This is a genomic window from Caballeronia insecticola (assembly GCF_000402035.1).
GTDB classification, from domain to species: domain Bacteria; phylum Pseudomonadota; class Gammaproteobacteria; order Burkholderiales; family Burkholderiaceae; genus Caballeronia; species Caballeronia insecticola.
On the sequence record NC_021287.1, the window covers coordinates 653,241 to 677,196 of the forward strand.

Sequence of the window (23,956 nt, forward strand, 5' to 3'; positions counted from 1 at the left end):
CTAAATGACGTTGATTATCAAGAATCGCGCGGTCGTGGAAGACAGCTTCACCGTGGTGCGTGCCGCCGAAGACGGCGCACTGCCCGCCATCGATGCGCTCCCGGCCGGCAAGCTGATCGTGCCTTTCGCGCTGTGGAAGGAGCACAAGTCGGCGATCATCGCGTCGCGCGCGAAGGAAGACATCGGCGTGTGGCTCGCCCCCGATGACGAACCCGCCGAACTCGCGGCCGATTTCGACGATCTCTCCGTGATCGCGGTCGATTTCCCCGTATTCCGCGATGGCCGCGGCTTTTCGATCGGCCGCCTGCTGCGCGAGCGCTACGAGTGGAAGGGCGAACTGCGCGCGATCGGCGACGTCCTGCGCGATCAGGTGCTGTTCCATTCGCGCTGCGGCTTCGATGCGTTCGCCGTGCGCGCGGACAAAGATATTCACGACGCGCTCAACGCCTTCAGCGAATTCTCGGAACTGTATCAAGGCGCGACCGACAATCCCGAACCGCTGTTCCGCCGTCGCGCGGCGGTTCTGGCCGCACGCGGAGCCTAATGCATGAGTCCCGAATTGCAAGCCAAGGTTGAACGCCTGGACACGCTGCTCGATTCGATCGCGGCGCGTCACGAGCGCGTCAAGCTAGCCAGCAGCCTTGCCGCCGAAGACATGGTGCTCACGCACGCCATTCTTTCGCGCGGCGTGGGAATCGGCATCTTCTCGTTGAACACGGGCCGCCTGCACGCGGAAACGCTCGGCATGATCGAGCGCGTGAAGGAACGTTATGGCTACGACATCGAGCAGTTTCATCCGCAGCAGGACGCGGTCGATGCCTACGTGCGCGATCACGGCCTGAACGCGTTCTACGAAAGCATTGATTTGCGCAAGAGTTGCTGCCATATCCGTAAGGTCGAGCCGCTGAACCGCGCGCTGTCGGATGTGTCCGCGTGGGTCACGGGTCAGCGTCGCGAGCAATCGGTGACGCGCGCCGAACTGCACGAGGAAGAACAGGACGTGCCGCGCGGCATCGCGAAGTTCAATCCGCTCGCGGACTGGAGCGAAAGCGATGTATGGGACTATCTGAAGGCGTTCGACGTGCCGGTGAATCCGCTGCATGCGCGCGGCTATCCGAGCATCGGCTGCGAGCCGTGCACGCGCGCCGTGCGTCCCGGCGAGGACAGCCGCGCGGGCCGCTGGTGGTGGGAATCGCGCGACACCAAGGAATGTGGTCTGCACATCACGAACATCAAGATCGTAGAAGAAGCGCCGAGCTCGGCGATCTGAGGCAGCAAGGCGCGCGAACGACGCGCCGGCGCCCGAAGCATCAAACCCTGTCATTGAACGCATCGTCACTTTGGAAGACGCATGACGCTGCATAAAAAAGGATCGACGAACATGAGCACCACGCTCGACTCTACCGTCCCGGCCCCGATCGTCAACAAGGCGACCCGGATGGACCACCTCGACTGGCTCGAAGCCGAGTCGATCCACATCATTCGCGAACTCGTCGCGGAATGCAGCAAGCCCGCACTGCTGTTCTCGGGCGGCAAGGATTCGGTGGTCGTGCTGCATCTCGCGCTCAAGGCCTTCGGTCTCGGCGCGGGCCGCAAGACGGTGCTGCCGTTCCCGCTTGTGCATATCGACACCGGTCACAACTTCGAGGAAGTGATCGAGTTTCGCGACCGGCGCGCGGCCGAGATCGGCGCGGAACTGGTCGTGGGTCATGTCGAAGATTCGATCAAGAAAGGTACCGTGCGCCTGCGCCGCGAAACGGATTCGCGCAATGCCGCACAGGCGGTGACGCTGCTCGAGACCATCGAGGAATACGGCTACACGGCGATGATCGGCGGCGCGCGCCGCGACGAAGAAAAGGCCCGCGCGAAGGAGCGCATCTTCTCGTTCCGCGATGAATTCGGCCAATGGGATCCGAAGGCGCAGCGCCCGGAACTGTGGAGCATCTATAACGCGCGCCTGCATTCGGGCGAGCACTTGCGCGTGTTCCCGATCTCGAACTGGACCGAACTCGACGTGTGGCAGTACATCGCGCGCGAGAAGCTCGAACTGCCGTCCATCTACTACGCGCACGACCGCGAGATCGTGCGCCGCAACGGCCTGCTCGTGCCGGTGACGCCGCTCACGCCGGTGCACGAAGGCGAGACGCCGGAGATCGCGCAGGTGCGCTTCCGCACGGTCGGCGACATCAGCTGCACGTGCCCGGTCGCGAGCGATGCCGACGACGTCGAGAAGATCATCGCGGAGACCGCCGTGACGGAAATCACGGAACGCGGCGCCACGCGCATGGACGATCAGGCGTCGGAAGCCGCGATGGAACAGCGCAAGAAGCAAGGTTATTTCTAAGCAACACGCCCGAGGAACGAACGAATCATGAGCATCTATCAAGCTGAAGACCTGGGTGTGTTGCGCTTCATCACGGCGGGCAGCGTCGACGACGGCAAGAGCACGCTGATCGGCCGCTTGCTGTACGACAGCAAGGCCGTGTTGTCGGATCAGTTATCCGCCATTTCGCGTGCGAAGAACAAGCGCACGGTGGGCGATGAAATCGATCTGTCGCTGCTGACCGACGGGCTGGAGGCCGAGCGCGAGCAGGGCATCACGATCGATGTCGCGTATCGCTATTTCGCGACTGCAAAGCGCAAGTTCATCATCGCCGATACGCCGGGTCACGAGCAGTACACGCGCAACATGGTGACGGGCGCGTCGACCGCGCATGCCGCGATCATTCTCGTCGATGCCACGCGCGTCACGTTCGAAAACGGCGTCGCGCAACTGCTGCCGCAAACGAAGCGCCATAGCGCGATCGTCAAGTTGCTCGGCCTGCAGCACGTGATCGTCGCGATCAACAAGATGGATCTGGTCGAGTACAGCGAAGCGCGCTTCAACGACATCCGCGATGCCTACGTGACGCTCGCGCGTCAGTTGGGCATCGCCGACGTGCGCTTCGTGCCGGTGTCGGCGTTGAAGGGCGACAACATTGTTTCGGCCAGCGAGCGCATGCCGTGGTACGGCGGCGAGCCGCTGCTCGATCTGCTCGAACTGCTGCCCGTCGCGCAGCCGAACGATCAGGCGCTGCGTTTCCCGGTGCAGTGGGTCGCGCGTCAGGACGGCTCGCAAGCCGACGATTTCCGCGGCTACATGGGCCGCGTCGAAGCGGGCGAAGTGCGCGTCGGCGATTCGATCGTCGTGCTGCCGGGCAATCGCGAAGCAACGGTCGCCGAGATCATCGCGCCGGTGCCGGGCGGCGTGGCGCCGGTGGACCGCGCGTTCGCGGGCCAGACGGTGACGATCCGACTCGCGGAAGACGTCGACGTGTCGCGCGGCGACACCTTCGTTCCGGCAACAGACAAGGTCGAGCCGGCGAAGAAGCTCGAAGCCGATATCTGCTGGTTCGACGAAGAGCCGCTTTCGCCGCAGCGCAAGTATCTGCTGAAGCAGACGACGAACACGGTGTTCGCGCGCATCGGCGCGGTGAAAGAGGTGCTGGACGTGCATACGCTGTCGCATTCCGTCGACCGCAGCACGCTCGCGATGAACGACATCGGCCGCGTGGCGCTCACGTTGCAGAAGCCGCTCGTCGCGGACGAGTACGATACGCATCAGGGCACCGGCGCGTTCGTGCTGATCGACGAGGCGACGCATCACACGGTCGCGGCCGGTATGATTCGTGCCATTGCTGGCTAATATCGACGGACAAGCGTATGGGTAAGGTCTATCTGATTGGAGCGGGGCCGGGCGCGGCGGATCTCATTACCGTGCGCGGCATGCGTCTGCTCGAACAGGCGGACGTCGTGCTGCACGACGCGCTCGTCGAACCCGCCATGCTCGATTACGCGGCGGGCGCGAAGAAGATCGCGGTCGGCAAGCGTTGCGGCCAGCGCTCGACGGCACAGCACTTCATCAACAAGCAGATCGTCGATGCGGCGCGGGAGCATGCGCTCGTCGTGCGTCTGAAGGGCGGCGATCCGATGCTCTTCGGCCGCGCCGACGAGGAAATGCGCGCGCTCGAAGCGGCGGGCATCGAGTACGAAGTGGTGCCGGGCATCACGGCGGCACTGGCAAGCGCGGCCGCCTTGAAGCGCTCGCTCACCTTGCGCGGTGTCGCGCGGAGCGTCGCGATGGCGACTCATTCGCGCGCGCCCGACAGCGACGAGATCCGCGAGCAGGCCAAGGCCGATTCGCTCGTGTTCTACATGGGCCGCGACAGCGCGCCGGATATTGCGCAGCAATTGATCGATGCGGGCCGTCCGGGCTCGACGCCTGTGGCGATCGTCGAGGCGTGCAGCACGCCGCGCGAGCGCACCTTGACGCTGACGCTCGCACGCATGGCGCTCGGTGAGGCGCAGGGATGGCTGGATGCATCGCAGCCGAGTTTGCTGATGATCGGCGAGGCGTTTCGCGAACGCGCGTCGGCGAAGCCGAAGGTGCATCTGAAGGGGATGCAGGTTGCGGCTTGATGTAGCTTTGCTGCGGATGATGAGGAGAAACGCACCGGTCACGGTGCGTTTTTTTATGGGGGCGGCGGTTAGGGCGTGACTAGTTTGATGCTCTTGAAACGGGGCTTCGAAACTCGGCCGAACGGCCTAAGCAAATCTACAGACCAGCCTGGCCCACTTGCCGCAGACAATAAGCCGCCACGGCATCCAGCACCGCATCGTCTTCGCCGACGGCCGTCGCGCAATCGATCGCGATTCCCGGATGCGCGGCTCGACAGCGCTCGACAATCTCCGGCAGATCCTTCCTGACATGCCCGCCCTGGCCGAAAAACACCGGTACGACGGTAATCGCATCGCAACCCTCGGCGGCTTGTTGCGCGACCGCAGCGGGCAAATCCGGCGTCATCAGCTCGAGGTAAGCCAGCGACACCGGATCGCTACGTGAAGCGCGCAGCTTCGCCGCGAGCCGCTCGAACGGTTCGGCCCAGCGCGGGTCGCGCGCGCCATGGCCGAACAGGATGATGCCGTGCTTTTGGATCTTGCTCATTCGCGCTCCCGGAAGCAGCGTCAGTGCCGTTCCACCCATTTCAGGCCCAGCAAGCCGATCGCCAGATAGGCGAGGGCGGGCGCCGCCGCCGTAATCGGCGCGGGCCACGTGTTCAGATTGCCGATGTGCGAGAAGAGCGTGTTGAACAACTGGAAGCTCATCCCGATCATGATGCCACCGAACACCTTCACGCCGACCACGCCGGCGCGCGTGTGCAAATACGCAAACGGCAGCGAGAGAATCAGCATCACGAACACGGCGAACGGATAGAGAATCTTGCGCCAGAACGCGATCTGATAACGCTGCGTGTCCTGATGATTCTCCGTCAGATGCTGGATATAGCGGAACAGATTGAACATCGACATGCGATCCGGCGACACCAGCAGCACCGACAGAATCTGCGGCGTGAGTTCGGAGCGCAGCGAGTATTCGGGCAAGGTCGTTTGCGCGGCGCGATAGATCGGATTCAGCGCGTCGTCGGGGTTCGTGGCCTGGGGCAGCGCGTCGCTCAACTGCGTGTCCGTGACGCCGGTGAGCTTCCAGTGGCCGGGCGGCTCGTACACGCCGCTCTTCGCAATGCGCACGTTCGTCAGGCGGAACTTCGAATCGAACTCGTAGATGCGCACGTTGGCGATTGTCGTGTCGGGGTTCAGCGTGCCGACGTTCACGAAGCGCGTTACCTGTTCGCCGTTTTCCTTGGCGGTCAGCGTGTCCTTCACCCACACGCCCGACTGGAAGTTCGACGACACCGACGAGCCGAGCGCCTCCAGCCGCACGCGCTCGGACAGTTGATCGGTATAAGGCCCGACCACCTCGCCGATGAGGTAGGTGATGAGCACGATCGGAATGCCGATCTTCAGCAGCGAGCGCAGCGCGGCGCCCGTCGAAAGCCCGGACACGCGGAAGATCGTGAACTCGGAGGCGGCCGCCATCTGCGCGAACACGTAGATGGCCGAGATGAGCGCCGCGACGGGAATGATCTCGTAGAAGCGCGAGGGCGTCTGCAACGCGACGCGCAGCACCGCGAGCGTGAACTTGTAGTTGCCGTGCCCGACCGTGTTCAGTTCGTTGATCAGGTCGAAGAAGAAGAACAGGCCCGAGAACGCGAACAGAATGAAGATGAACGCGAGATAAATCTGGCGCGCGAAATAACGTTCGTAGATGCGCATCGCGTCAGGCCCCCTTCGACAGCGACGGGAGTTTGAAGAGCGGCCGGTTGCGCACCCGCAGCCAGAAGATGAACGCGACGAGCGCCGTCACGATCACATGCAGCCCGACAATGCCCACGCCGAACGAGAGCTTGCCTTGCTCGATCCACGACTGCACGACGTTCAGCAGATTCGAATACGTGAGATAGATCAGCACGGCCATCACGAGATTGATCGTGCGGCTGCGGCGCGGGTTCTGATAAGACAGCGGAATGGCAAGCAGCATCAGATTGATGGCGATGAGCGGCAGGCCCGCGCGCCACGCGAATTCGGCGAGATTCTCGTTGCTCGGATTGGCGAGCAGTTGCGGCGTCGAGATGCCTGTCGTGGTGGGGGTGTTGACGATCTGGCGACTCAAAATCTTCACACCATAGCGCTCGAACTCCATGATGCGGAAATTCGGCTGGCCGGGCTCGCCGTCGTAGCGGCGGCCATTGTCGAGCACGATGAAGCGGTCGCCGTCGTCGCGGGTTTCGGTGTGGCCCGTCTGCGAAACAATCACGTTGACCTTTCCGCCTTCGGTGCTCGTGACGAACACGTTCTGCACCTGGCTCTGATCCGGCGACATCTTCTCGATGAAGAACACGCGATGGCTCGACGGCGATTCGCGGAACTGGCCCGGCGCGAGCAGCGACACTTCGTCGCGCTGCTGAAAGCGCGTCTTGATGAGCTTGCTCTGCTGGTTCGACCACGGCCAGCCGACGAACGCGAAGAAAATGATAAGAATGATGATCGGCGTGGAGAACACGGCGATCGGCTTGATGAGCTGCGTCTGGCTCACGCCCGAGGCGAGCCACACGACCATTTCCGAGTCGCGATACCAGCGCGTGAGCACGAAGAGAATGGAGACGAACAGCGTCACGATCAGCATGACCGCGAGATAGCCGATCACGGTGAGCCCGATCAGCACGACGACGTCTTTCGGGTCGACCTGACCTTGCGCCGCGAAGCCGACGATGCGGATCATCATCGTGGTGAGCATGATCGTGAGCAGCACCATGAACACGGCGCCGGCCGTATACGCGAGTTCGCGCTGCAGGGAGCGTTCGAAGATCATTTGATTAGCTTTTGGCCGGCGGCGATGCGGTATGGCACACGCATCTCTTGGCAAACGGGGAGGGCATTTCGCTTACCCTCGCGCCGCGCGCCTGTGACCGCCGCGGAAAAAATAGCGGATAATTGCGGCTTTCATCCTTCAGCCAAGATTTTATCCGAGGATAAGCGCGATGGACTTTAGCATAAAAGCCTGTGATTGGAGCAAGGGCGAGGCAAATGGTTTCCTGACAGGAAAGTCGGATGTCATCGTTCTCGGCGTCTTCGAAGCGCAAACGCTCACGGGCGCGGCGCGCGACATGGACGTCGCCACCAAGGGCCTCATCTCGCGCGTCGTAAAGGCCGGCGACATGAGCGGCCGCGCGGGCAGCACGCTGCTCGTACCCGAAGTAACCGGCATCGGCGCATCGCGCGTGCTGCTCGTCGGTCTCGGCAAGCAAGACGCCTTCAGCCAGAAAGCCTACGGCGAAGCCGTGCGCGCCGCGTGGCGCGTGATTCTCGGCTCCAAGATCGGCCAGGCGACCTTCACGCTCGCCCAGTTGCCCATTCTCGAACGCACCGGCGACTGGGCCGTGCGCACCGCCGTCCTCGCGCTGCGCGAGCTGACATACAAGTTTACGCAAATGAAGAGCAAGCCCGACAACGGCGCGCGCTCGCTCAAGAAGATTGTGTTCAGCGTCGATTCCGCCGACGAGAAAGCGGCCAAGCTTGCGCTCAAGCAAGGCGTCGCGATCGCGAACGGCATGGACCTCACGCGCGATCTCGGCAATCTGCCGCCGAACGTCTGCACGCCGACCTATCTCGGCCAGACCGCGAAGAAGCTCGGCCGCGACTGGAAGCTGAAGGTCGAGGTGCTCGGCCAGAAGCAGATCGAGGCGCTCAACATGGGCTCGTTCCTGTCTGTTGCGAAGGGTTCGGTCGAGCCGCCGCAATTCATCGTCATGCAGTATCAGGGCGCGGGCGCCGACACGGGCAAGGCGAAGGGCAAGAACGCACCCATCGTGCTGGTCGGCAAGGGCATCACGTTCGACTCCGGCGGCATCTCGATCAAGCCGGGCGAGGCGATGGACGAGATGAAATACGACATGTGCGGCGCGGGCTCGGTGTTCGGCACGATGCGCGCCGTCGCCGAGATGGGGCTCAAGCTCAACGTGATCGGCGTCATCCCGACCTGCGAGAACATGCCCGCGGGCAACGCGCTCAAGCCGGGCGACATCATCACCGCGATGAACGGCACGACCATCGAAGTGCTCAACACCGACGCCGAAGGCCGTCTCATCCTGTGCGACGCATTGACCTACGCCGAGCGCTTCAAGCCGGCCGCGGTGATCGACGTCGCGACGCTGACGGGCGCCTGCGTTATCGCGCTCGGCCATCACAACACGGGTCTGTTCTCGAAGGACGACGCGCTCGCGGGCCAGTTGCTCGACGCGTCCCGCGAGGCGGTCGATCCGGCCTGGCGTCTGCCGCTCGACGACGAGTATCAGGATCAGCTGAAGTCGAACTTCGCCGATCTCGCGAACATCGGCGGGCGTCCGGCGGGCAGCGTGACGGCGGCGTGCTTCCTGTCGCGCTTCGCGGCGAACTATCCGTGGGCGCACCTCGACATCGCGGGCACCGCATGGAAGAGCGGCGCGGCGAAGGGCGCGACGGGCCGTCCCGTGCCGCTGCTCTCGCAGTTCCTGATCGACCGCGCGGCGCTGTGACCCGGCCGTGACGCGCATCGACTTTCATACGAATGTCGGCGATCCGCTCGCATACGCCTGCCGCCTCGCGCGCAAGGCGTATCTGAGCGGCAAGCCGCTCGTCGTGCTCGCCGAGCCGGCGCGTCTCGCCGCGTTCGACGAGCAGTTGTGGACCTTCCAGCCGCTCGAATTCGTGCCGCACTGCATGGCGAAAAGCCCGCTCGCGCAGGACACGCCGGTCGTGCTCACCTCGAATCTCGACGAAGCGCCGCACCATCAGGTGCTCGTGAATCTGGGCGCGCCGGTGCCCGCGCAGTTCGCGCGCTTCGAACGGCTGGTGGAAATTGTCGGCAGCGACGGCGACGAACTGGCCGCGGGACGGGAACGGTTTCGCTTCTATCGGGATCGCGGCTATGCCATCGAGACGCACAAACAGGGCGGTTGAGCGAACAGAGGGCGCGTTCTGGTTGCGCTACCCTCGCATGACACCTCGCATCAAACAGGAGACCCGCCACATGACCAATAAACCCGAAACCTTCGATCCTTCGATCCCCGTCCTGACCGATGTCGTCGTGCCCGGCAAGCCGGAATACGCGCGCGCGCCGTCCGTCGATGAAGCCGCGATCGAATACGATGCCGAACTGCTCGCCGAGCGCCTGCGCGGCCGCTTCACGGGCTTTCTGACGGGCGAAGCGCGCGGGCTGATCGAGGAACGCTGCCGCGAAGTGCTGCGCGAGCAATCGACGCAACTCGTCGCCGCGATCACGCGCGAAGTCGCGATGGCGCTCGAAGGCCGCATGAGCGAATGGGTGCGCGAGGCGGTCGAGACCGAACTGCGCCGCCAGCGCGGCGAGTGACGGTTTAGCGCAGCGACAGAATCCAGTCGGCGAGCGCCACGGCCTGATCGGACGAAATCTGCGTGTTCGCGGGCATGGGCACCGGGCCCCACACGCCCACGCCGCCTTCGACGATTCTCCGCGCGAGCGTCGCGCGCGCGCCGTCGACCTGCGCGTAGCGGTGCGCGACGCTGTCGAACGACGGTCCCATGAACGTGCGCGACACCGAATGGCAACTCATGCAGTTGTGGCTCTGCGCGAAGCCCTGCATCGACGTCGACATCGACATATCGTTGCCCTGCGCGTGCGCCGTGCCGAGCACGGCGAGCAGCGCAATTCCGGCAATTCCCGCGATCCCCGCGACGAAACCTTCCCGCTTTGCATTCATCTGGTCTCCCCGATGCACACGCCCCGTTCGTGTTGTCGCGCATTATAGGAGACGGATCGCCGCGCATGCAGCATGAAAAAGGGGCGCACGCGCGCCCCGTCGTTCGGATGCGGGACGCCCGGATCAGCCCGTCACGGCGCCGCGATTGGCCGGCAGCGCGAGCGCCGCGAACTTGGCCAGCACGCCGCGCGTGTATTTCGGCGCGGGTTTTTTCCACGCGGCGCGGCGGCGTGCGAGTTCCGCGTCGTCCACGTTCAGTTGCAGCAGCAGCTTGTGCGCGTCGATGGTGATCGGATCGCCTTCCTGCACCAGCGCGATCGTGCCGCCCGCGTACGCTTCCGGCGCGACGTGCCCGACGACCATGCCCCACGTGCCGCCCGAGAAGCGTCCGTCGGTGATGAAGCCGACGCTTTCGCCGAGCCCCTTGCCGATGATCGCCGATGTCGGCGCAAGCATCTCCGGCATGCCGGGGCCGCCTTGCGGGCCGAGATAGCGCAACACGAGGATGTCGCCGGGCTTGATCTTGTCGCCGAGAATCGCGTCCATTGCGCTTTGCTCGTCCTCGAACACGCGCGCGGGTCCCGTGATGACCGGATTCTTCAGGCCCGTGATCTTCGCAACCGCGCCGTCTTCCGCGAGGTTGCCGCGCAGGATCGCGAGATGGCCTTGCTTGTAGAGCGCCTGTTCGATCGGGTAAATCACCTTCTGGTCGGCGCGCGGCTTGCTCGGCACGTCCTTCAGTTCCTCGGCGATGGTGCGCCCGGTGATCGTCATGCAGTCGCCGTGCAGCAGGCCCGCGTCGAGCAGGATCTTGAGCACTTGCGGAATGCCGCCGGCCTTGTGCAGATCGGTCGCGACATACTGGCCGGACGGCTTCAGATCGCAGATGACCGGCACTTTCTTGCGCATGCGCTCGAAGTCGTCGATGCTCCATTCCACTTCGGCCGCGTGCGCGATCGCGAGAAAGTGCAGCACGGCGTTGGTCGAGCCGCCCGTCGCCATGATCAGCGCCACCGCGTTCTCGATCGACTTCTTCGTGATGATGTCGCGCGGCTTCAAGTCCTTTTTCACTGCCTCGACGAGCACGCGCGCCGACTCGGCCGCGGAATCGACCTTCTCCTGATCGGGATTGGCCATCGTCGACGAGTACATCAGCGACATGCCGAGCGCCTCGAACGACGAGCTCATCGTGTTGGCCGTGTACATGCCGCCGCACGAGCCGGTGCTCGGGCACGCGTTCTTTTCGACGCCCTTGAAGTCTTCCTCCGACATGCGTCCCGCCGTGAATTCGCCCACCGCTTCGAACGACGACACGATAGTCAGATCTTTGCCCTTCCAGTTGCCGGGCCGGATCGTGCCGCCGTACACGTAGATCGACGGCACGTTCATGCGCGCCATGCCGATCATGCCGCCCGGCATGTTCTTGTCGCAGCCGCCGATCACGACGACGCCGTCCATCCACTGTCCCTGCACGGCCGTCTCGATACAGTCCGCGATCACCTCACGCGAGACGAGCGAGTACTTCATGCCTTCGGTGCCCATCGACATGCCATCGGAAATGGTCGGCGTGCCGAAGATCTGCGGATTCGCATCCGACTTCCTGATCGACTCGATGGCGGCGTCCGCCAGTCGCTGCAGGCCCGCGTTGCACGGCGTGATGGTCGAGTGACCATTGGCCACGCCGATCATCGGTTTGTCGAAGTCTTCCTCCTTGTAGCCGAGGGCGTAATACATCGAACGATTGGGCGAGCGCGCGACGCCCTGGGTGATGTGCTTCGAGCGGCGATTGAAGGCCATGATCGGCTCCTTGAGGGGACTTTTTGGGGACTTTTTTATCCGGTCCGGCAAGCATGCGCCGCCCGCGATGTGCCTGTCCAATATATTATTCAAGGCTTATTAGGTCGTAAAACATATCAATGGAGCCGAGAAACCCGCCCATCGAGCTGCGTCTGTTGCGCTATTTCGTGACGGTCGCCGAAGAAATGCACTTCGGCCGCGCCGCCGCGCGCCTCGCAATGACGCAGCCGCCGCTCTCGCAGGCGATCCGCGCGCTCGAAGAGGCGCTCGGCGTCGCGCTGTTCGTGCGCACGAAACGCACCGTCGAGCTGACGCCGGTCGGCCACGATCTGCTGCCCGAAGTGCGGCGTCTGCTCGCCGCCGCCGACGCGCTGCGTCCGCTCGCGCAGTCGCTCGCGCGCGGCGAGGCGGGCGTGCTGTCGCTCGCGTTCGTGTCGACGGCCGATTACGGTCTTTTGCCGGCGCTCCTGCGCGATTTCGGCGCGCGCTATCCCGGCGTGCGGCTGCAACTGAGCGAGGCGACCAGCGACGTGCAGATCGAGGAACTCGTCGCCGGACGCATCGACGCGGGTCTCGTGATTCCGCCGCTGCCGCCGCGCTACGCGAGCGCGCTGTCGTATTTGCCGATCGCGCGCGAGCCGCTCGTCATCGCGATGTCGGCGGATGCGGCGCTCGAACTCGGCCTGGGCGCCGACGAATGGGCCGACACGCCCGTCGATCTGCACGCGCTCGCCGCGGCGCCGCTCGTCGTCTTCCCGAGACGGCTCGCGCCCGGTTTGTATGACATCATCATGGGTTGCTACGGTGCGGCAGGACTCACGCCGCGCGTCGGGCAGGAGGCGATCCAGATGCAGACCATCGTGAGCCTCGTGTCGGCGGGCATGGGCGTGGCGCTCGTGCCGCGCTCGCTGCGTCATCTGCGGCGCACGGGCGTCGTGTATCGTCCGCTGCGTCCGCTGAATGCGCCGGAAATGCTCGTCGAAACCGGGCTCGTGTGGCGCGCGGCGGAGGTGAGTCCGGTGCTCGCCGGATTCATCGATATCGTCCGAACGCGGGCCGCCGCGGCCGGTGCTTTATGATTCGCCCTTGAAGTCCGCTTAAAGCTCTCACATCAGAATGCTCATACATCCCAATTTCGATCCCGTCGCGATTCATCTCGGACCGCTCGCCGTGCGCTGGTACGGCCTCATGTATCTGGTGGCGTTCGTGTCGGCCATCGTCATCGGCCGGCTGCGGTTGCGGCTGCCGTATGTCGCGCAGCAGGGCTGGACCGCCAAGGACATCGACGACATGCTGTTCTACGGCGTGCTCGGCACGATCCTCGGCGGACGCCTGGGCTACGTGCTCTTCTACAAGGCGAGTTACTACGCGGCGCATCCGCTCGATATCTTCAAGGTATGGGAAGGCGGCATGTCGTTTCACGGCGGCTTTCTCGGCGTGACGCTCGCGATGACGCTGTTCGCGTTTCAGCGCAAGCGCACCTGGCTGCAGGTGACCGATTTCGTCGCGCCGATGGTGCCGCTCGGCCTCGCGGCGGGGCGTCTCGGCAATTTCATCAACGGCGAACTGTGGGGCCGCGTGACCGACCCGAACGCGCCGTGGGCGATGCTGTTCCAGAATTCATCGAACGACGATGCGATCTGGCTCTCGAAGAATCCGCAACTCGATGCGCAATATCATCTCAGCGAGATTTTCCAGCGTTATCACATGCTGCCGCGCCATCCGTCGCAGTTGTACGAGATCGCGCTTGAAGGGCTCGTGCTGTTCATCCTGATCTGGACGTTTTCGCGCAAGCAGCGGCCGGTGGGCGCAATTTCCGCGCTGTTCCTGATCGGCTATGGACTCGCGCGCTTCACCGTGGAATTCGCGCGCGAACCGGACGATTATCTCGGCCTGCTGGCGTTTAATCTTTCTATGGGCCAGTGGCTTTCGCTGCCGATGATCATCGTCGGCGTGCTCATGATGGTGTGGGCGTACAAGCGCAATCTGCGTCTGCCGCCCGAATCGGCGAAGGCCTGACAAACGCGCGGGGCGGTTATGCGCCGCCCCGCAAAAAGACTTAACGCCCCATCTGCACCGAACCCGACACGTCGACGGTCACCGTCGTCGTGCCGGCTTCCATTGCGATCGGCGCGGCCATCTTGGCATCGGCGCTCATCGCGCGCGCTTGCATCATCATGACCGGGCGCGGCTGAATGCCGCTGCGTCCGACGTTCACTTCCCGAATCGTGAAATTGCCGTAGCCGAAGGCCTGCGCGGCGGTCTGCGCCTGCTTGCGGAACGACTCGATTGCCTGCGTGACGAGCTTCGCCTCGGCGGCACGCTGCGCTTCCGGCGACAGCGAGAACGCGACGCTGCCCACTTGCATCGACGAACTCATCTTGCCCGCGAGCTTCGACGCCGCCGCGAAATCATGCGACTCGAGCACGACTTCCGTGCGGCCGCGCCATGCGGAAATCTTGCCGTCGCGATCCGTCGACGGATACACGGTGAACGACCCGCTTCTGGCCGTCACGCCCTCGACGCCCTTCGCCTCGCGCAACGCGGCTTCTGCGCGTTGATTGAGCGTGTTGGTGAGCGATGACGGGTCGGCGGCTTCCTGCTCGTAGAAGAGCGTGATGTCGACGACATCTTGCGCCACCTGCGCGCTTGCCTGCGCCGACAACGAAAGCACGCCCGAGGGCTGCGGCTGAGTGAGCACCGTTTGCGCGGCGGCCGTTTGAGAGAAGCTGAGCGCGGCGCCGGACATCGCGAGGAGGGCGAGCGCGGCGGCGGTTTTCTTGTTGATCATCAAAGGACTCCGAACGCCTCATTGGCATGAAACCGTCGCATGATTTGCGACGGCATTTAGGCGTGGCGTGCGGGTCGTAAGTTCCTTGTTAGATCAGGTGCTCGGTAATAAATCGCCATTGGGCGTCGGTCACCGGCGTGATCGACAGGCGATTGCCGCGCGCAAGCACTTGCATGTCCGCGAGTTCCTGATGTTCGCGCAGCGTCGCGAGCGGAATCAACGGCGTCTTCTTGACGAACTTCACGTCGACGAGCATCCAGCGCGGCGTTTCCTGCGTGGACTTCGCGTCGTAGTAATCGCTTTTGGGGTCGAACTGTGTGGGATCGGGATAGGCCGTCGAACACACTTTCGCGATGCCCGCGATGCCCGGCTCGGGGCAGCTCGAATGATAGAAGAGCACGCCGTCGCCGATCTGCATTTGATCGCGCATGAAGTTGCGTGCCTGATAGTTGCGCACGCCCGTCCACGGCAGCGTTTTCTTCGGCGCGTGTGCGAGATGATCGATGCTTGCTTCGTCCGGTTCGGACTTCATCAGCCAGTAGCGCATGTTTGTTCGCTATGCGTTGATCGACGATGCAACGATGCAAATGAAAACGGCATCGGAAAAAACCGATGCCGCTCATGAATGCAAAGCAGTGATACCTACTAAATTAGGTCCCCGCCACAGCCGCTAGGCCGGCATCCTGAACCTGGGTTCAAGATTGGTCGCAGTAAGCAACACTTCGGGTACATCAGACAGAGTGACGCGCGCGCCCGTGTTGCAAGGTTCCACAACCGTGCCAATGTAGCATTGGTTCAAGGAATATATGACCTTGGCGTACCAGGCAGGGAAACGTCACTCTACACCAATCGTTTGCTCAATGCAGCCCCGGCGCAGTTTCTTTTTTCGATTGACATCGACTGCGCGATTGGCGCTTGCCCGATGCCTTACTGCGCTTCGTGTTGCGCAATGACGGCGCTCAACTGGTCGTTCATGGAATGCATCGTGCGACGAATTTCTTCGGCGGGGAATGCTTCGCCATGACGCACGCTTTCCTGCAGCCGAAGCAATTCCGACGCCAGCGAAAGCGCTGCCATGACCGCGATGCGATCCGTGCCGCGCACGCTGCTCGCATTGCGTACTTTGTTCATTTCGGCATCGACGCGCGCGACCGCTTCGCGCAGCGCGCCTTCCGTTTCCGGCGAGCACGCGAGACGATACGGCTGTCCGAGAATGGATACTTCGATTTGCGTGGTCGTCATGCCTTCTCTCCCTGATGATGTTCGCCGTGCAGCTCCGCTTCACGCGCATGTTCAAGCGCGCTCGGCGAACTGGGTTCGAGGAGATCGAGTTGATTGTCGGCTTCTTCGTGCTGCGCGGATTTCCCGCGCGGCAGCTTTTCGAGGATCGCGTTCAGACGCACTTGTGCGTCGTCGATCTTCGCGGACAGCGAGTCGCGTTCGGACTGCAGCGTGTCGCGTTCTTCGCGAACCTGTGCGAGATCGGCTTGCACATTGGCATAGTCGGCGCGCAGCTGTTCGAGTTGTTCCTGCAGCGCGGCATGCGCTTGCTTGTGGCGCTCGCTGATCTGGATCAGCCGGCCGATATTTCCTGACAGTGATTCGAGTTCGTTGAGCATGTGCTGCGTCCTCTAAAGACCTCGCATTTTAGCGCGGTTCCACGGTGCTTCCGATATTTGTCTCGTTTCGAGACGTAACAACACGCGATTTTGCGCATGTAGCGATGCATTCGTGTGCAGAAAACGCGCGAGCTTGTCATAGCGCGTGAAGGTGGCTCGGCTGATTCTCGTTCGCTTCGTCGTGACCCGTGTCAGTATTCGACCGCGCGCTTTCTTGACGGCCCTAACACGCGCTCCTACACTTGCCGCACTTTTGGTGCTCGCATTCGCGGATCTCGCGGATGCAGTCAAACGGGAAACAGGGAGCGAAGTCCTCGAAGCAAACCGGGACGAGCCAACCTGTGCTGCCCCCGCAACGGTAAGCGACCGCAACGCAAGTTGCAAGTCGTCCCTTGCGCGTTTCTGCATGATTGGCGCGGGTTTTCTCATCACGCGAAACCACTGCAAGAAACGTGTCGATGCCACTGCGCACGAATGCGCGGGAAGGCGGGGCGATGTGTCGCCAGCCCGGATACCGGCCGGAGTTCGACGCGCACGCTGCAAGGCGAGGCGCGTTCGTCGCGCATCGACCTCGCGGGGAGCGGGGCCGCGCTCACGCGAAACGGATCCTTCACATGCTATCGCCACTGGCCGCGTTCAAGGACGGCCTTGCTCTTCGCGGCATGCTCGCCGCTGTTGTCGCTGTCGTTGGTTTGCCGCTCGCCAGCGTCGCGCACGCGGCCCAGGCCGCCGACGACACCTCGCAAACGCTTGCCCCCATCGTCGTCACGTCGACGCGCGCGCCGCAGCCGCTCGCCGATGCCATCCCGCAGACGTCGCTGTTCGACGAACAGGATATCGCCGATTCCGGCGCCCGCGATGCGCTCGGCCTGATCGCGCTCGCGCCCGGCGTGCAGATCACGCGCAACGGCGGACCGGGCGCGAACTCGGGGCTTTTCATACGCGGCGCGGCGTCGTCGCAATCGCTCGTGCTGATCGACGGCGTGCGGGTCGAATCGGCGTCGCTCGGTGCGGCGCAACTCTCGCAACTGATGCTCGATCAGATCGGGCGCGTCGAGGTCGTCAACGGCAACGTGTCGGCGCTGTATGGCTCGAACGCGATCGGCGGCGTCGTGCAAATTTTCACGAAGGAAGGCAACGCGCATCCGCCGCGCTTCAGCTTCGAAGCCGAGTACGGCAGCTATCACACGCAGCGGCAATCTGCGGGCGTGAGCGGCGCACTCGATCAGGACGGCCGCACCACGTTCAGCATCAACCTGTCGCGCGAAAAGACCGATGGCTTCTCGTCGCTCGATCCGGCGAAGGCGCCCGGCGCGAATCCGAACGCGAACGGCTATCTGAACGAGAGCGTCGCGGCGACGCTGCGCCATCAGTTCAGCGACAAGTGGGACGCCGGCGTGCGCTTCCTGCAATCGAACGGCATCAACAGTTTCGACGATGCCTACGGCCTGCCGACCGATCTCAACGAATCGCACGACCGCGTGCGTTCGGCGTCGGTGTTCGCGAACGGTAAGCTCACCGATAGCTGGACCACGCACTTCATCATCGGGCAGGGACAGGATCGCGCGAACATCGAGCAGAACGGCGTCTACACGAGCCGCTTCAACTCGGAGGATCGTCAATATACGTGGCAGAACGACATTCGGATCACGGCCGCGCACAAGCTGCTTTTCGGTTACGAGCATCTCGACCAGACGCTCGATTCCGATCAGTTCAGCGCGCCGGACCGGCATGTGAATTCGGTGTTCGCGGGCTATGTCGGGCGCATCGGCGCGAGCGAATTGCAGGCGAATCTGCGTCACGATCAGTATTCCGATTTCGGCGGCGCGAACAGCTACTATCTGGGCTACGCGTATAACTTCGATGCGCACTGGAAGGCGAGCGCGAGCTATGCGGCGTCGTTTCGCGCACCGAGTTTCGACGACCTCTACTATCCGTTCAGCGGCAATCCGTCGATTCAGCCGGAGCGCAGCCATTCGGTCGAGGCGGCGTTGCAGTACGCATCGAATGCGATCGGCGTCGCGCGCGTCACGCTGTTTCAGACGCGCTATTCGAATCTGATCGATTACGTGTCCGACGGCAGCGGCTTCTATATCGCGCAGAACGTCGGGCGCGCGAAGGTGCAGGGCGTCGAGGGATCGTGGGCGGGGCATGTCGGCGCGACCGACGTGCGCGCGGGCGTGACGTTCCAGAATCCCGTCGACGAGACGAATCACGAGGAACTGACGCGGCGTGCGCGGCATTTCGCGACGCTCGCGGCGCATCGCACGATCGGGCGCTGGCGCGTTGGCGGCGAATGGATCGTGAGCGGCGAGCGCAGCGATTTCGATTCGACGCTGGCGGGTTACGGCATCGTGAATCTGTCGGCGCGTTACGACATCTCGAAGTCGTGGTACGTGACCGCGCGCGTCGATAACCTGTTCGACAAGGACTATGAACTTGCGTACTCGTACAACACGCCGCGGCGCGGCGCCTACATCACGCTCGGCTGGCATCCGTCGTGAGCGACGCGCTTGAACGCCCGCGCACGATGAACTTTGCCCGCGCGACCACGATCTGGATCGCGCTCGGCGTCGCGGCGTGCGTCGTGTTCGTGGCGTCGCTCGCGCTGGGCAGCGTCGCGTTGCCCGTGTCGCGGACGTTCGCGGCATTGCTGCACATCCATGCTGCAACCCCCGATATCGCCGATGAAATCGTGCTCACGCTGCGTCTGCCGCGCGCGCTTGCCGGCTTCGGCGCGGGCGCATTGCTCGCGCTCGCGGGCGCGCTGTTGCAAGTGTTGCTGCGCAATCCGCTCGCCGAACCGTACGTGCTCGGCGTGTCCGGCGGCGCGGCGACGTTCGCGCTCGCGGCGATGCTGGCATCGTCGCCGTGGTGGGGCGTCGATCTTGCCGCGTGCGCGGGAGCGTTCGCATCGATCGTCATCGTGCTCGGACTCGCGCGCCGCGACGTCTGGCGCAGCAGTCAGGATGCGTCGCCCCGGCTGCTGCTGACGGGCGTCGTGGTCGCCTCCGGCTGGGGCGCGCTGATCACGCTGATGCTGAGCATCGCGCCCGAGAACCGGCTGCGCGGCATGATCTTCTGGCTCACCGGCGACCTCAACGGCGCGGCGCCGCCGTGGCTCGCGCTGATCGCGATTGCCGTCGCGCTCGTGGTGATCGTGCCCGTCGCGCCGCAACTGAACGTGCTCTTGCGCGGCGACGCCGCCGCGCATGCGCTCGGCGTGCCGGTCGCGCGGCTGCGTCTGCGTGTGTATCTCGTCGCTTCGCTCGCGGCGGCGGCGGCGGTGACGACGGCGGGCACCATCGGCTTCGTCGGACTGGTCGTGCCGCATCTGTTGCGCCTTGCCTTCGGCAACGACCAGCGCATGCTCGTGCCCGCCGCCGCGCTTGGCGGGGGGCTCGCCGTGATGGCCGCCGACCTCGCCGCGCGCACCGTGATCGCGCCGGCGCAATTGCCCGTGGGCGTCGTCACGGCGCTGATCGGCGTGCCGATGTTTCTGTGGATGCTGCTCAGGAGACCGCGATGAGCTTGCATGTCGATGGCATCGTTCTGCGCGCGGGCGCGCGCACTCTCATCGACAGTCTCACGCAGCGCTTTTCGCCGGGCGAAACGTGGTGCATCGCCGGGCCGAACGGCGCAGGCAAGACGACGCTCATCAACGTGCTCGCCGGCCTTCTGAAAGCCGCCGCGGGCAGCGTATCGCTCGATGGCCGCGCGCTCAGTGCATGGCGTGGCGCGGAACTCGCGCGCGCCCGCGCACTGATGCCGCAGGCCACGCACGATGCCTTCAGCGCGACCGTGCTCGATACCGTGCTGCTCAACCGCTTCCCGTATCTCACCGGCTGGGGCTGGGAAAGCGACGACGATCGCGCCGCCGCCCGCGCCGCGCTCGATGCGCTCGGCCTCGCGTCGTTCGCCGCGCGCGACGTGCTGACGCTTTCCGGCGGCGAACGTCAGCGCGTCGCGCTGGCCGCCACGCTGTGTCAGAACGCTCCGCTGCTGTTGCTCGACGAACCGCTCGCGCATCTGGACCTGCATCATCAGATCGACTGTCTGCATGCGTTGCGCGGCGCCGCGCGCGCGGACAAGCGCACCGTAATCTTCTCGTGCCACGATCTCAATCTCGCGCGCCGTTTCGCGACGCACGCGTTGCTGCTCGACGGCCGCGGCGGCGCGTGCGCGGGCCCGGTCGCCGAAGTCCTCACCCCCGAACGCGCGAGCGCGGCCTTCGGCTATCCGCTCGCGTTGATCCGCGACGGCGAGCACGAAGCGCTCGTGCCGTCCATTCACCGTTCCTGAAGGAGTCACGATGCCCACTCCCGACGCCATCCCGATGCCCCGCGCACTCGAGCGCGCGCTCGAAGGCGAACTGCGCCACATCATCGATACGAAGACGAAGCCGCCCGGCAGCCTCGGCCGTCTCGAAGCGCTCGCGCTTCAAATGGGCCTGATCCAGCGCACGACGAAGCCGCGCATCGAACGTCCCGCGATGATCGTCTTCGCCGCCGATCATGGCATCGCGAAAGAGGGCGTGAGTTCGTATCCGCAGGAAGTGACTGCGCAAATGGTCGCGAATTTTCTCGCCGGGGGCGCGGCGATCAACGCGTTGTCGCGCTCGGTCGGCATGACGCTCGAAGTCGTCGATGCGGGCGTCGCGACGCCGATTCCGATCGATCACGGTTACGAGCGTTTGTCGCTCGGACTCGGCACGCGCAACTTCGCACATGAGCCCGCGATGTCGCGCGAGACCGCGCTCGAAGGCATCGCGCGCGGCGCGGCGCGCGTGCGGCATCACGCGTCGCTCGGCACGAACGTGATTGGCTTCGGCGAGATGGGCATCGCGAATACATCGGCGGCGGCGTGCCTGATGAGCCGGCTGTGCGGCCTGCCGATCGACGAATGCGTCGGACGCGGCACGGGCCTCGACGACCGCGGCCTCGCGCATAAACGCGACGTGCTCGGCCGCGCGCTCGCGCTGCATCCCGATGAAAGCGATGCACTCGATGCGCTCGCGACCTTCGGCGGCTTCGAGATCGCGATGATGACGGGCGCGTATCTCGCCGCCGCGTGCGAAGGCATGACGATTCTCGTCGACGGTTTCATTGCGACGTCAGCGCTTCTGGTCGCATCGAAGATCGCGCCCGATGTGCTCGATTACTGCGTGTTCGCGCATGCATCGGACGAAGCGGGGCACCGTCGCATGCTCGCGCATTTCGATGCCGCGCCGCTTTTGCAACTCGACCTGCGGCTGGGCGAAGGCACCGGTGCTGCGCTCGCGCTGCCGATCCTGCGCGCGGCCGTCGCGTTCGTCGATGAAATGGCGAGCTTCGAATCCGCGGGCGTCTCCGGCAAAGCCGATTGAGATGAACCGTCCGCTCGACGAACTGCGCTATTTCTTCACCGCGCTCGGCTATTTCACGCGCGTGCCGGTGCCGCGCTGGGTCGGCTTCGAGCGCGGTTATCTGAACGCGGCGGCGCGCTATTTTCCGCTTATCGGCGCGATGGTCGGCGGCGTCGCGGCGCTCGTCTATCTCGCGGCGTTGCGCGTGTTTCCGGCGGGCGTCGCCGTATTGCTGTCGATGGCCGCGACGCTCGCATTGACCGGCGCATTTCACGAAGACGGTCTTGCCGACAGCGTCGATGCATTCGGCGGCGCGTACACGCGCGAGGACGCGCTGCGCATCATGCACGACTCGCGCATCGGCGCGTTCGGGGCGATTGCGATTGTCATTGCGCTGGCGCTCAAATGGCAGGCGCTTGCCGCGTTGCCGCCGGAACGTGCCGCGTGGATCATGCTCGGCGCGCATGCGGCGAGCCGCGCGTTCGCGATCAGCTATCTCGTCACGCTCGATTACGTGCGCGCGGAAGGCAAGGCGAAGCCGGTCGCGCAACGCATGAGTCTTGCGTCGTTTGCGCTGGCGTTGGGCTTCGGCCTGCCGTGGCTCTTCGCGATCGACTGGCGCTTCGCGTGCTCGACGCTCGCGGTGCTGATCGTGCTGCGCTTCATCATCGGGCGATATTTCGTGAAGCGCATCGGCGGCTATACCGGCGATTGTCTGGGCTTCGCGCAGCAGGTTTTCGAAATCGCGATTTATCTCAGCGGGCTGGCATGGATCTCGTTCTGATCAGGCATCCGGAAGTGGCCGTCGAGGCGGGCGTGTGCTATGGGCACACCGATGTCCCGCTGCAAAGCGACGCCAGCGCGTCCGCGCACGCGTTGACGCCGCGCATGAAGGCGCTGGGCGTGCCCGTGTGCGTCGATGGCTGGTACACGAGTCCGCTTACGCGCTGCATGTCGCTCGCGCAAGCACTCGCCGCCGACGTGCATATCGATATGCACGTCGATGCGCGTCTCACCGAGCTGGACTTCGGCGCATGGGAGGGCCGCAAGTGGGACACGATCGATCGCGCGCTCATCGATGCCTGGGCCGCCGATATCGAACATGCGGCACCGCACGGCGGCGAAAGTCTCGCGCAATTCACGACGCGCGTGGTGGCGTGGTTCGACGAGACATGCGTCGAGCGGCAGTCCGCACAGCACGTGCATGTGATCGCGCATGCGGGCGTCGTGCGCGTGCTCGCGGCGCATCTGCTCGGTCTTGCGCGCGACGATACGCTGCAATGGCCGCTCGATTTCTGCGCGATCGCGTGGTTCAGGCGCGTGCGCGGACGGTGGCTGCTCGTGCGCTGGAACGCGTGATCATGTGCGCGCGATCATTTTGGCCGCCGTTCGCGCGCGGTCTGCAGATCGCGGCAGAGTTGCGCTGCGCCCAACGCGAGGCGTGGCGTCGGCCGGTTGATGAGATCGCCGTCGATGCCGAAGAGATTGCCGCGCGAAACAGCCGTGAGCGAAGTCCAGCGCCGCCATCGTTCGAGCGCGGGCAACGGGCGGTCGGGCTTGGTCGCGCCGGGCGTCGCGGTGACGATCGCTTCGGGATTCGCCGCGAGTACGGCTTCGGTCGAAATCGTCGGCACGCGCGGCGTTTCGGCCGCGAACACGTTGATGCCGCCGCATAGCGCGATGACTTCATCGAAGACATTGTCGCGGTTGAGCGTCATCAGCGGATCGTCCCAGACCTGATAGAACACGCTCACGGGCGGCTGCTGTGCATAGCGTGCACGCAGTTGCGCGATGTCGCGCGTGAAGGTGTCCGCCGCCGCGTGCGCGCTTGCTTGCGTGCCGAGCAGCGCGCCGAGTTTGTCGATGCTCGTCGCGATATCGTCGAGATGCCGCGGCTCGCTGAAGTAGATCGGAATGTTCAGCGCCTTCAGGCGGTCCATCTGGCGCGCGGCGTTGCCATGCCGCCATACGACGATCAGATCCGGATGCAGCGCGACGATGCGTTCGAGATCGAGCGCCTTGTTGTCGCCGACGCGCGGGATCGCCTGCGCTTCCTTCGGATAATCGCTATAAGTCACCGCACCGACGACGCGCGCACCGCCGCCCGCCGCGAACAACAATTCGGTGACGTGCGGCGCGAGACTCACGACGCGCGCCGCCGGTCTGTCGAGCGTGACGGGCGCGCCGCTGTCGTCGGTGACGGTGATGGCGGCGTGGGCGGGCGTCGTCGCGAATATCGCGGACATCGCAA

26 protein-coding genes, 1 other RNA gene and 1 riboswitch are annotated in these 23,956 nt (G+C 64.4%); of the genes, 16 read left to right on the forward strand and 11 right to left on the reverse strand.

What is annotated here, in order from left to right:
- The first annotated feature begins 4 nt into the window (after positions 1-4).
- The 5 genes from BRPE64_RS02985 to cobA all read left to right on the forward strand — a co-directional run bounded on the left by BRPE64_RS02985 (position 5) and on the right by cobA (position 4,458).
- Positions 5-544: a DUF934 domain-containing protein gene (locus BRPE64_RS02985; protein WP_016344541.1), complete on the forward strand. Its 540-nt coding sequence runs from the start codon at positions 5-7 to the stop codon at positions 542-544.
- A gap of 3 nt (positions 545-547) precedes the next feature.
- Positions 548-1,270, forward strand: a complete 723-nt coding sequence (locus tag BRPE64_RS02990) for a phosphoadenylyl-sulfate reductase (RefSeq protein WP_016344542.1) — start codon at positions 548-550, stop codon at positions 1,268-1,270.
- 111 nt (positions 1,271-1,381) lie between these two features.
- The gene (gene cysD, locus BRPE64_RS02995) at positions 1,382-2,344 is read left to right on the forward strand and encodes a sulfate adenylyltransferase subunit CysD (protein WP_044041912.1); all 963 of its coding nucleotides are present in this window, start codon (positions 1,382-1,384) and stop codon (positions 2,342-2,344) included.
- Positions 2,345-2,371: 27 nt separating this feature from the next.
- Positions 2,372-3,685, forward strand: coding sequence for a sulfate adenylyltransferase subunit 1 (locus tag BRPE64_RS03000; RefSeq protein ID WP_016344544.1), 1,314 nt, complete (start codon positions 2,372-2,374; stop codon positions 3,683-3,685).
- 17 nt (positions 3,686-3,702) lie between these two features.
- Positions 3,703-4,458, forward strand: coding sequence for a uroporphyrinogen-III C-methyltransferase (gene cobA / locus BRPE64_RS03005; RefSeq protein ID WP_016344545.1), 756 nt, complete (start codon positions 3,703-3,705; stop codon positions 4,456-4,458).
- A gap of 136 nt (positions 4,459-4,594) precedes the next feature.
- Here cobA and BRPE64_RS03010 read toward each other — a convergent pair whose 3' ends face one another.
- From BRPE64_RS03010 to lptF, 3 genes are read right to left on the reverse strand one after another with little or no spacing between them, the layout of a single operon-like run.
- Entirely contained in the window at positions 4,595-4,975 is a 381-nt protein-coding gene (locus tag BRPE64_RS03010; protein ID WP_044041913.1) for a sirohydrochlorin chelatase, read from the reverse strand.
- A gap of 29 nt (positions 4,976-5,004) precedes the next feature.
- Positions 5,005-6,153, reverse strand: coding sequence for an LPS export ABC transporter permease LptG (lptG, locus tag BRPE64_RS03015; RefSeq protein ID WP_016344547.1), 1,149 nt, complete (start codon positions 6,151-6,153; stop codon positions 5,005-5,007).
- Positions 6,154-6,157: 4 nt separating this feature from the next.
- A complete protein-coding gene (gene lptF / locus BRPE64_RS03020) occupies positions 6,158-7,249 on the reverse strand; it encodes an LPS export ABC transporter permease LptF (RefSeq protein WP_016344548.1) in 1,092 nt (363 codons plus the stop codon).
- Between the two features lie 169 nt (positions 7,250-7,418).
- On the opposite strand from lptF, the gene BRPE64_RS03025 reads away from it, so the two are divergent.
- The 3 genes from BRPE64_RS03025 (at position 7,419) to BRPE64_RS03035 (ending at position 9,787) form a co-directional block, all read left to right on the forward strand.
- Positions 7,419-8,951 carry a leucyl aminopeptidase gene (locus BRPE64_RS03025; RefSeq protein ID WP_016344550.1) on the forward strand — a complete coding sequence of 511 codons (1,533 nt, stop codon included), beginning with the start codon at positions 7,419-7,421 and terminating at the stop codon, positions 8,949-8,951.
- 7 nt (positions 8,952-8,958) lie between these two features.
- Positions 8,959-9,375: a DNA polymerase III subunit chi gene (locus BRPE64_RS03030; RefSeq protein ID WP_016344551.1), complete on the forward strand. Its 417-nt coding sequence runs from the start codon at positions 8,959-8,961 to the stop codon at positions 9,373-9,375.
- Between the two features lie 70 nt (positions 9,376-9,445).
- The gene (locus BRPE64_RS03035; RefSeq protein WP_016344552.1) at positions 9,446-9,787 is read left to right on the forward strand and encodes a DUF2486 family protein; all 342 of its coding nucleotides are present in this window, start codon (positions 9,446-9,448) and stop codon (positions 9,785-9,787) included.
- Positions 9,788-9,791: 4 nt separating this feature from the next.
- Here BRPE64_RS03035 and BRPE64_RS03040 read toward each other — a convergent pair whose 3' ends face one another.
- Together BRPE64_RS03040 and ilvD are read right to left on the reverse strand one after the other, a co-directional pair.
- Complete coding sequence (locus BRPE64_RS03040; protein ID WP_016344553.1) at positions 9,792-10,154, reverse strand: c-type cytochrome; 363 nt, start codon at positions 10,152-10,154, stop codon at positions 9,792-9,794.
- Positions 10,155-10,277: 123 nt separating this feature from the next.
- Positions 10,278-11,951, reverse strand: coding sequence for a dihydroxy-acid dehydratase (gene ilvD / locus BRPE64_RS03045; RefSeq protein WP_016344554.1), 1,674 nt, complete (start codon positions 11,949-11,951; stop codon positions 10,278-10,280).
- Between the two features lie 119 nt (positions 11,952-12,070).
- Here ilvD and BRPE64_RS03050 point away from each other — a divergent pair, with 119 nt between their 5' ends.
- Both BRPE64_RS03050 and lgt read left to right on the forward strand, forming a co-directional pair.
- Positions 12,071-13,030, forward strand: a complete 960-nt coding sequence (locus tag BRPE64_RS03050) for a LysR family transcriptional regulator (protein ID WP_016344555.1) — start codon at positions 12,071-12,073, stop codon at positions 13,028-13,030.
- A gap of 37 nt (positions 13,031-13,067) precedes the next feature.
- Positions 13,068-13,970, forward strand: a complete 903-nt coding sequence (lgt, locus tag BRPE64_RS03055) for a prolipoprotein diacylglyceryl transferase (protein ID WP_016344556.1) — start codon at positions 13,068-13,070, stop codon at positions 13,968-13,970.
- 40 nt (positions 13,971-14,010) lie between these two features.
- On the opposite strand, the gene BRPE64_RS03060 is transcribed toward lgt, so the two are convergent.
- From BRPE64_RS03060 to BRPE64_RS03075, 5 genes are all read right to left on the reverse strand, one after another.
- Positions 14,011-14,742: an SIMPL domain-containing protein gene (locus BRPE64_RS03060; RefSeq protein WP_016344557.1), complete on the reverse strand. Its 732-nt coding sequence runs from the start codon at positions 14,740-14,742 to the stop codon at positions 14,011-14,013.
- An 88-nt stretch (positions 14,743-14,830) separates the two neighbouring features.
- Positions 14,831-15,289, reverse strand: coding sequence for an EVE domain-containing protein (locus tag BRPE64_RS03065; protein ID WP_016344558.1), 459 nt, complete (start codon positions 15,287-15,289; stop codon positions 14,831-14,833).
- A 104-nt stretch (positions 15,290-15,393) separates the two neighbouring features.
- Positions 15,394-15,576: non-coding RNA, 6S RNA (gene ssrS, locus BRPE64_RS32085), on the reverse strand.
- Between the two features lie 93 nt (positions 15,577-15,669).
- Positions 15,670-15,984, reverse strand: a complete 315-nt coding sequence (locus tag BRPE64_RS03070; RefSeq protein WP_016344559.1) for a cell division protein ZapA — start codon at positions 15,982-15,984, stop codon at positions 15,670-15,672.
- Positions 15,981-16,361, reverse strand: a complete 381-nt coding sequence (locus BRPE64_RS03075) for a hypothetical protein (protein WP_016344560.1) — start codon at positions 16,359-16,361, stop codon at positions 15,981-15,983. The genes BRPE64_RS03070 and BRPE64_RS03075 overlap by 4 nt, the downstream gene beginning before the upstream one ends.
- Before the next feature lie 236 nt (positions 16,362-16,597).
- Positions 16,598-16,898: riboswitch (cobalamin riboswitch) on the forward strand.
- A gap of 77 nt (positions 16,899-16,975) precedes the next feature.
- Between BRPE64_RS03075 and BRPE64_RS03080 the strand changes: the two genes are divergently transcribed.
- Genes BRPE64_RS03080 through cobC form a run of 6 tightly spaced genes read left to right on the forward strand, consistent with a single transcriptional unit; the run spans position 16,976 to position 23,064 of the window.
- Positions 16,976-18,865 (forward strand): TonB-dependent receptor domain-containing protein, encoded by a 1,890-nt coding sequence (locus BRPE64_RS03080; RefSeq protein WP_044041176.1) that lies wholly within the window; start codon positions 16,976-16,978, stop codon positions 18,863-18,865.
- Complete coding sequence (locus tag BRPE64_RS03085; protein ID WP_016344562.1) at positions 18,862-19,890, forward strand: FecCD family ABC transporter permease; 1,029 nt, start codon at positions 18,862-18,864, stop codon at positions 19,888-19,890. Before BRPE64_RS03080 ends, BRPE64_RS03085 begins: the two co-directional genes overlap by 4 nt.
- Entirely contained in the window at positions 19,887-20,663 is a 777-nt protein-coding gene (locus BRPE64_RS03090) for an ABC transporter ATP-binding protein (protein WP_044041177.1), read from the forward strand. Before BRPE64_RS03085 ends, BRPE64_RS03090 begins: the two co-directional genes overlap by 4 nt.
- 10 nt (positions 20,664-20,673) lie before the next feature.
- Positions 20,674-21,726, forward strand: coding sequence for a nicotinate-nucleotide--dimethylbenzimidazole phosphoribosyltransferase (gene cobT / locus BRPE64_RS03095; RefSeq protein ID WP_016344564.1), 1,053 nt, complete (start codon positions 20,674-20,676; stop codon positions 21,724-21,726).
- Between the two features lies 1 nt (position 21,727).
- Positions 21,728-22,489, forward strand: a complete 762-nt coding sequence (locus BRPE64_RS03100; protein WP_016344565.1) for an adenosylcobinamide-GDP ribazoletransferase — start codon at positions 21,728-21,730, stop codon at positions 22,487-22,489.
- Positions 22,474-23,064 carry an alpha-ribazole phosphatase gene (gene cobC / locus BRPE64_RS03105; protein WP_016344566.1) on the forward strand — a complete coding sequence of 197 codons (591 nt, stop codon included), beginning with the start codon at positions 22,474-22,476 and terminating at the stop codon, positions 23,062-23,064. The genes BRPE64_RS03100 and cobC overlap by 16 nt, the downstream gene beginning before the upstream one ends.
- A 14-nt stretch (positions 23,065-23,078) precedes the next feature.
- Here cobC and BRPE64_RS03110 read toward each other — a convergent pair whose 3' ends face one another.
- The gene (locus BRPE64_RS03110; protein WP_144063364.1) at positions 23,079-23,951 is read right to left on the reverse strand and encodes a cobalamin-binding protein; all 873 of its coding nucleotides are present in this window, start codon (positions 23,949-23,951) and stop codon (positions 23,079-23,081) included.
- Positions 23,952-23,956 lie beyond the last annotated feature (5 nt).